Raw genomic sequence first — 16,920 nt, 5'->3', positions numbered from 1 at the left:
CCATTATTGGAGAAGTTTGACCGTCCATGACCGACGCATATGCACATAGCGATTTAGATTTCTAACTCACTCGCATTTTCGTCGGCTGGACATAACACAATGTCCGGCCTTTTTTTGTGCCGGAAGACACACAACCATGAAAGGAATTGACTATGGCAATGACACAAGTACAGAAGCAGGCGGAGTCCCATCAGATAGCGCAGTGGGCCTTCAGAAAATGGAAGGTAGAAGGCAACCGGTTTTACAGGTACAAGAATCACTTTTACCTACGAACAGGCAGTGGCTCGGGCTGGCTCATAGACTTTGCGAAACGCGATGATATCATAGAAGAAATTTGGAACAGCGGTGGATTAAAACACCCAAGCTTTATAAACAAGAAACTGCTCGTTGACGAAATACTCTCGCTCGCGCAAGCCGTTTCCCTGCCGATCAACACGAAGGGATGTAGGCTTGAAGACTATGCAGATCCCCGATACTCGGAGCAAGAGAAAGTCGAGGCATTCGTAAACGCCTGCGACGCGCGAAACACATATAAGATGAAAGGAAGCAAGTGTGAAGACTAAAGATTTTGGACTGTCTTGCCTATTGGCAAGCAATCAATGCGAAATGACTTCGCAAGAACTCGACGACCGTGGACAGGTGTGGATCGAGTTCAAAGATACGGACACGTTGAAGAAGCTAGAGCGTGCTTTCTACAACGGAACTGCGCAGGTAAATCTCGCAGACTACTTGAGCGCACATAGGATGCTCAAGACGCTCATTTTTCAGCTAAGGAGAGAAGCATATGGTGATAAAGAATATGAACTACATAGAAGAACTACGTACTAAGTTTGCAGGTCGCGAAGACCGAGTCGGACAAGGCAGCGGGAGCACATCCATCGCGGTGTCAGTCAGTGACAGCATATTAAAGAGATTACAGAAGCACTTATCAGGCGAGTTAAGGTTAGGTTTATACAATTTGCTGCCCGACGGAACAGTCCAATGGGCAGTGGTCGAGTTCGAAAATCACCAAGATGCAGAAGACGAAGACAGATGGCTTGCTGATGCGCTGCAGTATCAACAAGAACTGGAACTGCTTTCTATCCCCAGTATTCTGGAGCGTAGCAAGAATCCAAACGGTCAATGTTATCATTTGCACATTGCATTTGATCAACCGCTGCCAGCACGAACGGTGCGCGATGGATTGCGGGGCATCGGGAAACAATTATTCGGAAGCTTCGCTAACGAAATTTTCCCCAAGAGCGATGATGGTCTGGGTAATTTTATTTGGCTTCCGCTGTTCGGTAGCGCTGATGAATGGGGACTTGGCGTCAACGACGGACGAACTGTCTTTCTGGACGCGTCGGGTGATGTCTGTAAAGACCCCGACAACGCCTTAAAGAACTGGCAGGTTGCCGACAGCCAGAACTTCTTGAACATCGTGAAGCCATTTATGGCGGCGATTGCTATCGGCAATCAACCATCCAGAAACGGCACCGGCATTGAACTGAATCAGCCCGGTCTTGAAAAGATGGAAGTCAACTGTCCAATTGTCGCCCAATGGGTGAACGACCCAACCGGTTGGCAATACGATCACTGGCTAGGTTTAGGTTCGAACTACATCGTGTTCAAGGGCGGCTGGGACCGTTTCGTTGAACTAAGTAGGCAGGATGCTGCGAACTTCGACCAGGCAGAGATTGAACGCATACGCGAAGAAGTATTGAACTTTCACGGACCACAGACGTACGAAAGGTTTCGCGCACAGGGACTAACGTTCGAAATCACTGGCCCTGCGCCTAAAGCACCAGCCGGTTGGGGAAGTATCACCATCGCTGACAGTGCCGCACTAGTTCGACTGAATTGGGATCAGGACTATTTGATCAAAGCAGACGCCGACTGGGAAACCGCTGACTTGCAGGCCGTAAAATTAATGCTTTGTGATGCAACAGGAAAGCTGCCAGTGGTTTGTCCAGTGTGCAGCCATCAAGATGCTTTTGTGAAGCTTGATGAATTTCGATTCGCGCACATCTGGTGTGAGAAGTGTAACAAAGCGTATTACGAACATCCTGTGACGCCGGGCATGTTTGCTTTCAAGGGTGAATTACATCGAATTGAAACACGGGCCAACAAGTACATCAGCCCCGAGTTACTGAAGAAGGAACACTTTCGGAATCAAGAAGACTTCGAATACGCTAAGCGTGCTGTTTTCAACAACCCGAAACTTAGCTTTTCCAGTGACGACTTTCAGTTGCGCAGAATTGGAAGTGCGGACAGCGAAAAGATCGGCTACGCGTTCGAGCCGGAGGAGAATGCAATTATCCTGCGCTATCCAGCAATACCGCCAAAGATACAGGACAATGCACTCATCAATCGCTTTCTTGAAGAACTATTCGGTGAACATGCTGAATTCATCAAGAATTGGCTCGCGGTTTATACGTATACAAACTATCAACAGCTGCCGGTCATTGTTTTGGCTGGCAGCCGTTCAGCCGGAAAGAACACATTTGCCGACATGGTCGGTAAGATCTATCCGAAGCTGTTGGGATTGTGGGACGGTGACGTGAAGCCTTTTAATCCGCAGTACACGAACAAGCTGCTATTCGTAGACGAGAACAGAAATTCACATAAGCCCGAACAGTATGCCGAACTGAAACGTATTACCGGAAGCGATAAGCTGCCGATCAACAAGAAGTATGAAAGTGAATTCAATGCGCCAAACAACTTGAACCTGATCTTTGCAACCAACGACCCCAAACCCATTGCCCTGAAATGGGGTGAAGGGCCGCGCAGCGAGAAGGTCAACAACTTCTTCATTCACTATTGCAAAGAAGTCCCGGATGACAAGATCGACAGAGAGATAAAGTTTAAGTTGGAAGACCGACTCGGGCACTATGTCCGTACAGAGCTAAAAGAACGCTTCGAACACCTATTGAAGAACCGTGATCCCAGAAACCGCTACTTCCTCGCAGCCCCCATCACCCCGCTGGCAGACGATCTGTACGCATCGAGCATGACCAGTGTTGAAATGGAAGCCGAAGAACTGGCAGAGATCCTGGTCATGGGTAAACATGAAACCGTTACAAACAGCAGCGGCCATCAAATCAAAGAACTTTGGTATGATCCGACCGAATATCGCGGCGAATTTTATGTCAAGCTTCAAGACATCCGCGCAGCAATCAGCTTCCTGGGTCTACGCAGTGCCAGCACAATCAAAGCTTACACCGAAGCATTGATCAGAATGGGCGTGATTTCCATGCGAAGTGACTCCAAGAACAACAAACGGCAGCTTGGGTTCAAAATCCTTCGCCCGAAAAGTCACTATGCCGACCAGAGTCCCGACGATCCCCTCGATGAGTGAAGAAAGTGATAAACTGCATTCACAGAAGAACCAAATTTATCACTCCTTAAGTTGAGCAATAACATGAAAGAGTGAAGGAAGTGAAAGAAGTGAGAGTCTTATCTCTTAAAGTTATTTTGGGTATAGATACACTGGATATCCCATAGGCGCGGTCCCCCGCCAGAAATAGTTTTAGGGTCCAAAAACCCCTCACTTTCACCACTTCCTTCACCAAGCGAGCAAAATCAACTACATGCATGACCAGTAACTTCATCTGCAGTGTCACCAAGTTTTTCACTCTTTACACTTGTACCGTTGCAGTTCGAAATCTAGGTACTTAACACCAACACTACTACCTCAATACTACTTCTAAATTGTCGGATGGGCTCTAGACGGCCTAGGACGAGCAAAAGGAACCAATCGTGCACGTTTTCACGTTCTGGCCGAGATCAATTCGCAGAGAGGCCGGCAGACCTGTTATTGGGCCATCAGTAGATTGATGCCGAACCAATAGACTTGGTTTGCCCTGTTCTGCCTCAAGACTACCCTGCCAGTTAGCTGGAAGGGTTCGCTGAAACAATATCAGTAGTTTAGAATTTCCCGCTACCAGAAGTGGGTCGTTTTTGGCCAGTGACTTTTTATGAATATCAATGCTTTAGCCAGTAATGCCAGTTATTTAGTAATATTTATATAGAGATATGCAGACGAAGAAAGAATAGTGAAGAGAATGATGAGAATGAAGATATACGGGGAGAGTACAGAGCACAACTGGCAGGGGTTTTTGAGAGTTATAAGCCCTTATTTTTGTTGACTTGCGTTTTTCGTAAGTTATTAATAATACTCATGCCAGCTTTAGTGGAAATTACTGGCAGACGGGTGTTTTTGGACCCTTGTTTTTAATGGGCTTAGAGTAACCTATTGGAAAACCAATCTCTTAGTAAGTGCTTATTAATATTGGGTTATTTTTCGTGAAAACACTAAGTTATTAATAATACTCAAGGCCCCAATAAAAACAAGATGTTGCTTGCTTATTTTGGGTAATCGCTTGGATATACTCAGCTTACACTACTATTACTATTATTAACAACAACTTAAAATTCAAGAAAGGACGCACGAATGAGAGCAACATCGCAGTACATGAAGTTCCTGATGAACCAGAATACAGCTCTTCGGAGCCAAGACTTCACCCTTCGCCGCATGCACGATCTCGGGCTAGAGTTCAGAAAACCACAAGAACCGTTGCCTGCTTGGGCAGAAGCCTTCAGCGAGAAGATACACCGTTACTGGGGCGGAGGAATTGAAGCCGAGAACGCATCAACCATCGGTTGATGTCTGATTGTTGCAGGATCACCTCGTATAGACCTGCTTGGAAGCGTATTTCACGGGTTCAAATCGGTATCAAACAAGATCAGCATCACAAGTCAATAACGCGGAACAACAAGAGATCACCAGTGATCTTGCTGTTCAAGTAGCTAAAAAGAGCAGGCGAAAACCTGCTCTTAATATTTGTCAGCGTCTACCGCGATAGACGTTTCGAAGATGTCTTAACAGAGCTTTGCCTGCATCTAGAGCAAGCTCGATTGGGATCTTTCGCCACACAGTTGCCTCCAAGGATAATGAACGTTCACTATCTTCTTATGCCAGAAAATAGAGCCCCACGATTGTGAGGCTCTTCAGATTCTAAATGAAGACGACGGTTAACGCATCAACACCATCTTCTTCGAGTCAATGAACTGCCCGGCTTTGATTTGATAGACGTACAAACCCGTTGCGACTTCGGAGCCGTTGCCAGCCGTGCCGTCCCATGTCACAGTGTGGTGCCCTGCTTGAAGCGGCTTGCCAATGATCGTGGCCACAGTTTGGCCAAGGGAGTTGAAGATCGTCAGCGTCACAGGCAAGGCCTCGGGGATGTCGAACTCGATTTGCGTTGATGGATTGAATGGGTTCGGATGGTTAGGATAGAGCTTGAACTCCACTGGAATGTTTGCAGATACTTTAGGTTGCTCCGGGTTAGGACTCAGCAACGCGAATAAGTGTCGCTCAATCTGCAGAACTTCTTCTGACGTTTCGGCGCGGAGGGATGCGGGGATCATGTGGGTCGCGGACATCCCGTCGAGGCTGCCTCCCGCTCCTTCACCAATTGAACTCTGGATTCCCAACAGGTCCATTGCAACTTGTATGGAATCTTCAAACGTCAACCCGCTGCCCAGCAGATTCACGCAGGTCAAGATGGCGTCGTCATACTCTTCGCGGTTTTGATGGAAGCTCGCCCGTAGGCGTTCGCCGAGCACGCGGCTCTCGTAGGTGTTCTGCTGCTCGATCATATCATCAACCAGCTCTGGCATCCACGATCCGCCGCCCAGCGTGAACGACTCGCAGACGACAATATGGGTCAGCGCATTCCAACGCTGCGTGGTGTCGCTCGTGTTCTCGGCCACGTAGCGGAACAACTCCTGTGCCGCCGCGTAGTCCTCGGCCTGCTCAAATTGCAACGCTTCATGCATCGTCACATCGTACTCGCCGTCATCCAATGTGCCGTCTTCATCACGAGCCAATGGGCCATCATGGATTGCTGAGCCGGTACCGCCGCCGCACTCAGGCCACATCAATGACATCGGTTCGTAGTCCCAGCGTCCTTGTGGTGTGTACATTGATGATGATGTCCACGGGTTCCAAGACTGCTCGGTGCAGGGATATTCTTGGCAGAGTAGGTCGTCCCGCAAGTTTCTGAAGAACTTCCCGGCCCCGTCTAGTTGAATCCAGTTGTTGTGCCCGCCATTGCTGGAACCGTATTGCGGCGGCACGGGCGGATCAGAATCCACGATTGGGAGCGTGTAACAGCCGGACATGGTCAGGAGGTAGTCGCTACTATCCATGATGGTACAGCTTGCTCCGTCGCCGACGTCTCCTTCGGCACCGAACGAGGGCGTTGTTCCGGCGGAGCAGTAAATTGTCGTGGGCCATGTCCCTGAGAATGGCGCCAGATTTTCGAACGTGCAGCAGCGGAAGTTGGGAGTGTTCGGCGCAGTGGTAAACAGAACGGCGTAGTTCTGCGCGCGGTCTCGGAATACGCAATTCGTGAAACTACCCGATGTCTTCTTGATCAGAGAATTGATCCAATCGCAGTCTTCAATGATCACGTTGTCGAAGGCCAGCTTACAGTTGTAGAGGTTCATGCCCACGACATGACTATCAGACGGGACGGAATGCATGGCGCTGTTTTGCACCTGCTGCGTGACGGTTGGCGAATTCCACAAGCGCAGACCGATGCCATTGTACTTCAACTTCGAGCAATCGAAGTCCGTATGGTTAATCGAAATCGGCGCTACCGGGGATTCAACGTAGATACCGTGGTCCTTGAAATCTTGTAGGTTCACGTAGTCCATTTCAACTGAACCGCTTTGTATCGTCAACCCGTTCCAGCGTTCGCCTGGGTCCTTGGCGCGGAAGGTAATTCGCTCGTTTGCCGTGCCAAGAGCGACCAAAGAACCACCAATTGTAATGGCCGCATCAGCGTCAACACAAACAATGGTTCCCGGCTCGATAGTCAATTCTGATGTAAATGCAATAGCCAAAGTTGACTCCACAAAAACCGTATCTCTCCAGACTGCGTCATTCGGATATGTTCCCCCCCAACGGTCGGTATAAGCATCAAGCGAAAATGTCTCAGTTCCGATATCAAAACGAACATTTGAAATGCTCAAATCGGACGTGACAGATTGGCTGTTACTATTGTACAAGTTCGTGTTAGGGTTCGTGAAAGGCGTGAACTCCATTCCCGCTTGCCAAAAACAGCCCGATCCGCCACTTCTGCCGAAAGGGTACATGTAGACAACAGCAGAATCAACTACTGTTGCATTGTAATCCATTGAATCGAGCCCCTCTATCGAATTTGGCTGTGCAGTATCAGATCCCCAAACAAATACACCCACGGTGTCTCTATCCTCATACGGTTCAATCCAATCGAATAAACCCATAGGATGCTCAATATCAAAGCGCTTATGCAAGCGCGGGGCAGTTTCGTCCTCCGCAGCGCGATCCCATGCGTAATCAACAGTCCAGTTCCCGGCCAATTAAATTCAAAATCATTGCGTCGCTGATGATTTGTAACTAGGAAATAGTTTAATGCGTCTGCACCTGTTAATTGATCGGGCACAAGCATTACGGCATCACCAAAGGTTTCGAAATCTCGAAGCGTATTGTTCTGAGTGGAAAGAATCAGACAATCCGGAAGTGAATAATAGAAATATTGTGTTTCTTCACCGCCCATTGAACTCAAATAGGAACCTGTGCTGGCCGCAGGAATATATGGACTCGGAATCGTCACTGTGTCCGGATCGGCAAACCCAGTTCCAGTCATCAGAGCAAAGGCTCCCGTTCCATAATATCCGCTTTCATGGTCAACGCCATAGAGGTGAGAGAATTCGTGAGTCAAAATGCAATTCCAAGTGCTCCTCTTCCTTTCATTCGGAGTCACGCGGGAATCTACCCAAACAATGAGACTTCTTTGCTGTTGAATAACAACCGAATCGCCGTCTGCTGTTGTATCGTTAGTTACATAGTCGTCAATTCGAAGTGTATCATTCACCAGCTCATACCAACTAATGTGTGCTTGTCCGGCATCAAAAGGGTAATCCATCATGATCATGAACAAATCTACGCCACCATCTTCATTTGCGTCATATTCAGAGAAGTCAATATCCTCGTCAATCTCACTTAAGAGTTGGCTCGCGTATGGCCAACCAAGTGAATAGTCATATGCCAGTTGCGGGTCGGTAAAATAATTGTAACGCTCGCGAGTTGTGCGATTCCGAACATGTACGTCGCCTGTGTCTGCATCTAATGTCAGTTGTCCATGCGATACAGTCTCAACCCAATTGATAAGACTGTAAGGCCATCCGGGATCGAGAAAACTTGAATACCATGTGGGCGCTTCTGCAAAAGGAGTTCTATAAACTGTATCTTGACTCGGATGGAGTCCGACATTGTTCACCGAATCCCAAACTCCAGCCCAAACCATGCATGCTTTTAGTGTACCTCGTGTCGGCAATGTCTGGTAATCCAGCAAGGGGATCGCAGTATCGGGCGTTCCACACGTAAAATTCATTTGGGCGGTTGCGACGTTCAACTGCGGCAACAGTATGATCCATAGAATTAAAACCAAGCAACTCTTAGCGCAACAATAAGACTTTGCCAACTCCTGATTGTGTTTTATTGCGCGCATGAATGAAGTAGATGCCGGATGACAAGTTAACCTTCGCATAATTTCCGCCTTTCCATGAAAATATAGTTTGGTCTTGTCTATTTGCCTGCAGGCTTTCAATTATTTGGCCGCTAATATTGTAAATCCTAATTTCTGAGCCGGCAAGACGTGAGGGTAGTGCAATTTCAAACACTGTTCCAAAACTCCCAAATGACGGGGAAACCCGAATGGTAGGTATAGGGCTCGATCCTCTACTTGGCTCATCTGTATTCGTGAACACTCGCCGGGCCTCGTAAAGCCGAGCTGCCCCGTTTGGTGGATTGCGACGGCTATCAAGAATCAAGATAGATCCATCTGCAGGACAGCTTGGTCCGGAATCCCACCATTCCGTATTGATAGTGGAGTCGCAGCGAATTGCTGCGCTAAAGCCCGAGTCCGTGCGCATGGCATAGAGAATCTCAGGATTGTTATGTCCCCATCGTTGACCATATACAAAAACTTCTCCGTTCATGGTCAAACATGGTGAGACAAAACCGCTTGGATCGTACAAATGAAACGCGATTTCTTCGGGTTCTGACCATGAGCCATCCGGCTGTAAGCGGCTCGTGAAGGCCGCGTCTCCGCCTTCATGCATGCCGGGCTGTCCTGTTGAAGTAAAGACAAGGGTTGAATCATCAAAGGATATCTGCCCCGTGAATTCACGCCCGCGATTGATTGGCTCAGGTAGCTGTTCTTTCGGGGACCAGTCATCCCAGTCCGGTCCGGTTCGATGTGACACAAATATGTCGTAGGAACCTTCATGGTAGGAGACAAAGTAGAGGCGTTGGCGGTCGGACGTGATCGAAGGGCTAAGATTCCGGCCCTCATTATTCACGTTTGGCCCGGCATTGACCGGAGTTGTCCATGTCGAATCGTCAATCCGCTCGGAAATGTAAACATCATCATCGTTAGGTGCCCCTTGGTAAATCGTCATGCAAAGGACTTGACCATCTGCCGAAATTGTTGAATAGTAATAACTTCCTGGCGGATCAACATTGATTGGCGGCCGCATCAGCACTGGTTCCGTCCATTGTCCAAATGCTACGGTTTGCACTAAGAACAAGACCGCGAACCCCACCCGTATCAGGATGGTCTGAACTCCGGATGAGATTCGCGTTGTTGCTGTGCTGTTCAACCTGTTCATGTCACTCCCTGACGGTTGGCCTGCAGAATGATCGTTCATTCTAAACTTGTTTCTTAATGGCACGAAATCATTGCGCATAAGGTGTATTGGTCCAGTTGCATGTTGTCGCACGACGTGCCCAGCCCATGGGAGGCACCTGGATCGTTATGAACCAGGCAACCTTCCCATGGTAGCCTATTTTACGCAGTAGTGCGTCCAAGCGATTTACCTTATCAGCATCATCTTCTTGGCGTCTGTGAAGTTCGGTGTTTTGATTTGGTAGATGTAGACACCGGATGCCACCGTCAGTCCGGCCGCATTCTTGCCGTCCCAGAGGACGCGATACGCACCTGCTGCACGGACATCATCTACAAGCGTTACCACTTCCTGTCCGAGAATGTTGAACACCTTCAGTTCTGCATGAATCGCCTCCGGTAGATCAAAGCGGATCTCAGTGTTCGGATTGAATGGATTGGGGTAGTTCTGGTACAGCGCGTAGGAGGTTGGAATCGGAGACGATTCCGGTTCTGCTGAGAACGTCGGGCTGTCGAGGAATCGCGCCAATTCGCGCATTCTGTCTTTGAACTCACGGATCGATTCTGTCCGGACAAACGAGTACTTCGGGCTTAGGTCATGTGTGCTCTTGCTTGCCCAGTAGAGTCCAGTCGCGTCGGCCAAAGCACAGAGCGAGTCACGTGTTGTTGGCGAACTCTCAATCAAGTCTTCCAACCCGCGCAACGCTGCCGCGACATTTCCTTCAAACGCCAGGGCAACACAGGACTTCCTTTGCATCAACGCTTGTAGGCCTTTGTCTTTGGTTTCCAGTGCGTGCTGCGCTAAGAAAGCCGACACGGCGTGCTTGCCCTTGTCTTGCTTTGCTAAACCAACGAGCTGTACGACCGTGGCTGGAACCAACGGTGAAGAGGGATTTTCGTCGATGAATCGTTTGCCCATCGCGATTGCTGATGATTTTGAACCAGAGGTACGAGCCAGATCACGAAACTCTCGCCATTGGATGAGTTCTGAATGATGCTGCGCCAGTGTGGAAGCTTTTGAAGTAGTGCGCTTGGCCAGGCTGGCACTCTTGTCAAGAGGCGGTACCGATTCACTTTTTGTTGATGCTTCCGTCGAGAATGTGCCGTCAATGCCATCTTCAGTGACGACAATCAAATCGTGCGGGCCTGTCGAACTTCCACTACCCCCGCCGCATTCGATGAACTGTGCCAGTGATGAATCTACCGTCCATTTAGCAGGGTTAGAGGGATAGAGCTTGGCAAAGAAACCGCTATCCGCCGGGTCCAGTGGAGCCCAAGCGTTGTAGGTTATGTCCCAGACTGAACTCGTATCCAGTGACTTTAGGTAGTTGCCGCTTTGACCAAGGAGTTGCAGCATATTCTGGCCATCTTCAATGTCCGTATAGCTGGGATGACCGGTCTGTATCAATACGCCGCTGCTGTCTGAGATCAACGTATTCCCCGACACAAGGTTGACCGTGCCGTCTTCGACCCAGATTTCCGGTAGCGTGTCGCCATTGTCCGAGTATGTGCCGCAGTTAATTGTGGCATCAGCATTCCAAGCCCAGAAGCCGTAGTCACCGCTTCCGGTCACGCTGACTTCATTAAGGCTTAGGTCAGTGCATTCGTAGCCCCAAATTCCAAGGCGATCATTGTCTTCGAATTGGCAATTCTCGATGGTAACGCCGTCGCTATAGACGACCGTCATCCCCGATCCCTGGCCGGAGTAGTTGTCGGCATTTCCGCCCATGGATTCGAACCTGCAGTTCGAGACCGTGCAGGAATCAATCAGCCCGTGGATCCACAGACCATCCTCGAAACCTACAAAGGTGCAGGAATCCGCGTAGAACACAGGACTTCGTCCACCGGATATGATTTCGACGTTCCAATTTACCCAACCTTTGCCGATTAAGTCAGCATTGTTCATGTAAATGTTGGCGCGTCGAGACTCAATATTCACCCAGACCGTCGTCGAGTCCCACTCCAGCCTTACTCGATTCTCAGGTTCACCTTGGATGTACATCTTAGCTGGAGGATAGTTCAGATCCCAACCCTGCACAAGTATCGAACCTGCACCCCGGAAGCGAATCGTTGGGTCCTCTGCGCCGGGATGCGGCAAGATGGTGAGGCGGCCATTGGGCTGTGCGACGGTGATTTCACCTTCCACTGTTGCGGGTGCATACATCACCACGCTATCGGTAATGCTGGTCTGCGTCCACACCTTCATTACTTCAAGCGCCTTCTGGGCAGAATCCAAGTAGGCAATGCAGTCCGAGGCCTTATACTCGGCTGACGGCACACGCAGCAGACGTACACTCAGCATCTGTTTCTGGGCACGCGCCGCGACACGATCAAAGCGCGTCGGTGTGTTTTGAGCCAGCGAATCCAGAATCTTCGCCGCGTTGGTGGAATCGTCCAGTTCGGCCCAGCACCAGGCTTGACCCTCCTTAATCCACCGCTTCAGAGACAAGCTGGCGACGTTGTTGTACAGCGTGGTCAGTGTATCCCGAACCGGCCCGAATGCTTTGTTCTGTGCAAGATTTACCGACAGGAGTCGATCCACGGCGGACAGAGCGTAATCTGAACTCTGCGAATTGCGAATCATGGCCTTGTAACCCGAATCAGCACGGGTGTATTGACCAGAAAGCTCGGCGTTGTGCGGAAGCAGGAATATTTGGACAAGCGAATCGTGAACCGAGTTGTCCGCTGTGAATGTTGGGCACAATGTGCGAGAGGAGTCAATCCGGACCAAAGTTACATTGGATGGCAACTTGCTCTTGATCGAAGCAGTGTCCGTACTACCCCAATACACGTCCGCCCAACGGTCTGTGCCGACCTGATCTTCCCAGTGTATCAGCTTTCCGTCACCGGTTGTATCCCAAAGGCAATTGTTGCCGTTCCAGAGTGCCAAGGCGGTGCGATCCCGTAGCGTAATCTGCCCTTCATACGGAATCGTCGCATTGTGCTCGATACGGTTGCCTTGCCATTGCCACAAGGTGTCACCGACCGTCTTGACCGATGTCAGCATGATTGTGCCGCCATAGGCGGTAATACCTGAGCCGGTGTTGGCCGCCACCTCGGTGCACTCCATGAACAGGTTTGAACCTGTGTAGAGTCCTATACCGCCCGCCACGCCGTCGCCGCCGTTATCATTCACGAAGCAGTCTTCCAGGTAGAAGCTTGAGCGGGATAGGCCTTTGAGGCCGGGGCCAGCGTTGTAGTTTGTAACGACGTCCAGCAGTTCAACCGTCGAGAGGTTCGTCGCCGCGATGCCGACCTCATTGGTCGAGACAGAACAGGCTACCGCTTCAAGCCACGCGCCGTTATTGACCAGTGCGCCGTAGAGGTTGTCGTGAAAGACGCAATGCTCCGCGTATCCACGTGACCGATCCAACAGAACTCCTGCCACCGCGCCAGATATATCAACATACTTCAACGAACAGGCTGCCATCTGGCTGTCGGATTCACAGTGAATGCCTTCCCACCGCAGGCTGTCCACCGCCGCTTTGAACACGATCTCCGTGGAATCATTGCCGAAGGCCTTCAGCATGCCGCCCTTCTTGACAATCAGTTGGCCGCTTTCAAAGAACGACAGTGCGCTGCCCGGCAGTATCGTCAACGTCGCGCCGTTTTCGACAATCAGCTTATTGAAGGTCGCCGAGCCGGTAATTTCTGTGGGGCCTTTTACGAGTACCGTGTCTTCAAATGCAGCCTCGTTGAACTGAGCTTTGGAGTCTCCTGTAGCGTTCTTGAGCACCAGCGCCTCGCCTGTGCCTTCATGGAAAGTCACAAAATTCTTCACCATGACTCCGACGCTGTCAAAGATACCCTTCCACGTACAGGTGTCACACAAGGGCTTCACATGAATATAGCTCGTGTCCGTGCCGTTGAACTTGATCTCAGGACGCGCGTTTCCCGTACCTGTCCAAGTGGTTGTGACCTTGGCATCGTCGCCGACGTATAGCGTTGCATGCTTATATCCCGGCAGCGGTTGAAACACCAACTTCCCATTCGGAGCAACCTGGTGTTCCTTCGTAATCACCCCCGGCAGCCAGAACGTGTCGGGTTTGACGATTGCATCGTCCTTGCGACGCTCGAAGGTGAAATAGTTGCGCTCACCGGCGTTTGGATCTATCCATTTGGTGCCTCGACCGGGATAAGATCCATATGTACCAAACTTCTCAAACGCCCACATTCGATACTCGACTTTCCCACCGGAGTCAGGAAGTCCCATCACGAAATCATAAAGGCTGTCAGACTGATTTGTAACCATTGAAGTGGTCCAAGATGCGCCATTGACTCGACTTTGAAGGACCACGCTGTCAACTGACATATCAATGTAGTCTGGGTGATAAGGAATCTCGTACGCCTTAAATACGGCACTAGCGGAAGAAATCGCGTCGTCATACGCGATAGAAAACGGTGTTATCGGGTGTAGGACCGGATTACTATTCCAAAGCCATTCAAGCCACTCACCTTTAGCAGAGTCAAAACCGGACTCAAATGCGGGATAGTAGTACTTGTGGTTTGCATTCACATAATTTCCGGAAGCCAGTTCGCGCTCGGGCCAATAGAAGAGAAATCCGCCTGCATGCTTCGCCCCATCCTCGTTCTTAGCTTCAGCCATGTCAACAAGCCCCTTGTAATAAAGTCGCGACTCGTCGTTTGTGAAGTCAAATGGACCTTGTGTACCTTGATCAACGCCAAACCCGAGGAGTGCGCGAAAGCTGTCGTTCGCTGTTGTCAGTCCACTCCAGTACGAAACGTTCTGCTCAACATGTTCATCGGGGTTGATGCCTCGGTGAATTTCCCACTCAATGAAGTTGAATGGCTGGCCTTCCGAGATTCCGGGAATCTCGATTTGACCCTCACCTGCTGAATTCGAGTAACCAAGAATTGGCAGATATGGATTCACATTTCTAGAGAATCGAGTTCCGTTGTGATAGGGGTTGAACATGTCTCCCCAGACATAAATGGGCCGTTGAACTTCAGCTGGCCAGCTTGCTGGGATTGGCAGTGCATCATACATTGTTTGCAAGAAATTTCCCCAATTCTCTTGCCCTGTCCCTCCGTCCGTTTCTGCGGGCATGTATCCTGCCTGTTTGAACTCGTTCTCAATGCAGTGGAATCCAGACAAGTATGGGCCGAGTCCCTCAGCTGCGAAACTTGTTTCGAACCACTGCATTTGATCGTGCATTAAATCGGTAAATTCGCTTGGACTGTCAGTGCGAATTTCCCGCCGCTGAGTCCACGGTTCAGAATAATCTATTATCCCGTTAGTGTATGAAAGTAATATCGCTGTCTTCGCGCCTACAAAGTACTCTATCTCCACAATATCCGTAGATTGCGGTGGCGCATACGTACCCCACGCCGTATTATGAAGAGTTGCTTCTGCGTCATGGATTCTCCAGTCATCCCAAGTCACGCCATTTGGGACGCGCTCCGCGAACGTCAAGTAACTTTCCGCATTTGCATTGACGATCGTAGTTCCGCGTTTAATCATCACATGAGCGGAGTAGTTGGGGTCATTGACACCAACTATGTCAACGAAAGGGGCATCACTTATGTAGACACTATCTATTTCGATGTCTGCAAATGAATTAGATTCGTTGTGAAATCTGAAATACAGCTGCGCCCATCGCGCGTCCAAAGTGTTGAAAAGAATCTCATGTTTTGTCCACGAGCTGTTTGGATGCCCAACACTATCTAAGTGAAGCAATTCAAAAGCCTCTACTTCGGTGGGGGAACTGGGTGCTGGATTCATGGCGCCATCCAATTGTAGATGGTAACCAAGCCTTAGGAACACTTCAGGTCGAACATAGTTTGCTGTCGTAGATCGTAGAGAGAATGACAAAATCATCTGCCGCGCTGGAGACATATTTGGGTTTTGCGACCCGCTATTTGGATCAAGAGCAATCACGTTCAGGAACGTATTCAACTGAGCGTAGGCTCCGATATCAATATTCGCAATTCGACAGCCCCATGCCGGACTATCTGACACTCTATTGATTTCGAGTGCATCAAGTGCAGCGTCGGTTGTTGCGCCGATATTCCAACCTCTAAACTTTGACGGGTTTTGATTGCTCGGTGTGTAAGAGTGGAAATTGTGGTTGTTCACATGGTTCGCCCGACTAAAAAAGGAATCAGGCTTCGCGGGCACCACAACAATTTCGGACTCGTTGCCGCCGGGTATCACAGCGCAGGTCGACTTCACAGGAATTCGTCTATAAAGTAGATTCTTGTTGTTTGCCGGGGGGGTATGTTCCAGTAACTCCCAACTGAAGCCCTCGTACCAATCGAAACGCATATCGCCCCACTTATCGCCGTCAAAGCCGAGACCATCATCCCTTCCCGCCGTTCCAAGATGCTCCATGACATCAAGGACATTTGCTGACGAGCTGTTCAGACCATCATATTCTCGCGCTTTACCAGCGTGGATGATACCGTTAGCTTTACTGTATAGGAGAACGTCACGTTGAAGCCGAAGCAGGCTATCCGCCAAATCTTGTTGCCAGGTTCTTCCACCGTAGCCGTAGTTCGGGTTACTTCCTAGTGCTTGGAAATGGGCTACAAGACGCGACGGAAACGTCGGGTAATCAATAATTGACGCTCTCTGCCACCTAAGCCCCTCGCTTGCGCTCGCAAGGCAGCCTTGCCAAATTGACGTTGCTGCATAGTTGAACCCTCTGATGGTCGCCGCGCTTACGGCCATGCGAACATCAGGGCCTAAGGTATAGTCAAAACCCGGTACTTCCTCTGGTGTTGTGGACCAAATGTAGTACTCTTCACTATTACCATCTGCGCCTGGAGGAATGGTAAACTCGACTCGCTGGGATAAGGCAAAGGCGGATTCCAGATGATCCCAACTCCCCAATACGATTGTGGGTATGCCATCAGGCGGACAGAATTCAAAGGGTCCGTGAGTTATGTTGCATTTCTCAAGTGTTACACTTTCGACTACGACCGTATATCCAATTATGCCGATGCCTAATAGTTTGAATTCAAGCTGTCGCTGAAGTTCATTTGCAGTCCATTCGAGCGAGTCTCCCAAATACCGAATTCGGATCGTCGCGCCAAACTCTATTGGCGCTTCTGTGTCATTCAAACTAAGTTGTTGCAGAGCCGGATCAACCGAAGACCAGCCAGTCAAACCAAATGATTGGCGAGCGTTGCACAGAATCAGAATGCATGTCAAGAGAATGAAACGCGACATGACTCCCTCCTT

The 16,920-nt window shown here is 49.7% G+C and carries 7 protein-coding genes; 3 read left to right on the top strand and 4 right to left on the bottom strand.

The genetic code is table 11. The annotated features are described in order from the left end of the window. Positions 1–152: 152 nt before the first annotated feature. From IPH10_14595 to IPH10_14585, 3 genes are all read left to right on the top strand, one after another. Positions 153–563 (top strand): hypothetical protein, encoded by a 411-nt coding sequence (locus IPH10_14595; GenBank protein MBK6912134.1) that lies wholly within the window; start codon positions 153–155, stop codon positions 561–563. A gap of 221 nt (positions 564–784) precedes the next feature. Continuing rightward, positions 785–3,337, top strand: a complete 2,553-nt coding sequence (locus tag IPH10_14590; protein ID MBK6912133.1) for a hypothetical protein — start codon at positions 785–787, stop codon at positions 3,335–3,337. A gap of 1,116 nt (positions 3,338–4,453) precedes the next feature. After that, complete coding sequence (locus IPH10_14585; GenBank protein MBK6912132.1) at positions 4,454–4,645, top strand: hypothetical protein; 192 nt, start codon at positions 4,454–4,456, stop codon at positions 4,643–4,645. Positions 4,646–5,013: 368 nt separating this feature from the next. On the opposite strand, the gene IPH10_14580 is transcribed toward IPH10_14585, so the two are convergent. From IPH10_14580 to IPH10_14565, 4 genes are all read right to left on the bottom strand, one after another. Beyond that, positions 5,014–6,891 (bottom strand): T9SS type A sorting domain-containing protein, encoded by a 1,878-nt coding sequence (locus tag IPH10_14580; GenBank protein MBK6912131.1) that lies wholly within the window; start codon positions 6,889–6,891, stop codon positions 5,014–5,016. Between the two features lie 308 nt (positions 6,892–7,199). Further along, entirely contained in the window at positions 7,200–8,453 is a 1,254-nt protein-coding gene (locus tag IPH10_14575; GenBank protein ID MBK6912130.1) for a hypothetical protein, read from the bottom strand. Positions 8,454–8,487: 34 nt separating this feature from the next. Continuing rightward, positions 8,488–9,702 carry a PD40 domain-containing protein gene (locus IPH10_14570; protein ID MBK6912129.1) on the bottom strand — a complete coding sequence of 405 codons (1,215 nt, stop codon included), beginning with the start codon at positions 9,700–9,702 and terminating at the stop codon, positions 8,488–8,490. Between the two features lie 204 nt (positions 9,703–9,906). Further along, positions 9,907–16,908: a right-handed parallel beta-helix repeat-containing protein gene (locus IPH10_14565; protein ID MBK6912128.1), complete on the bottom strand. Its 7,002-nt coding sequence runs from the start codon at positions 16,906–16,908 to the stop codon at positions 9,907–9,909. Between the last annotated feature and the right edge of the window lie 12 nt (positions 16,909–16,920).

It is taken from the genome of bacterium (assembly GCA_016702305.1).
GTDB lineage: Bacteria > Electryoneota > RPQS01 > RPQS01 > RPQS01 > JABWCQ01.
Note: the sequence above shows the minus strand (reverse complement) of the source record. Positions and strands in the feature narration are given on the sequence as shown.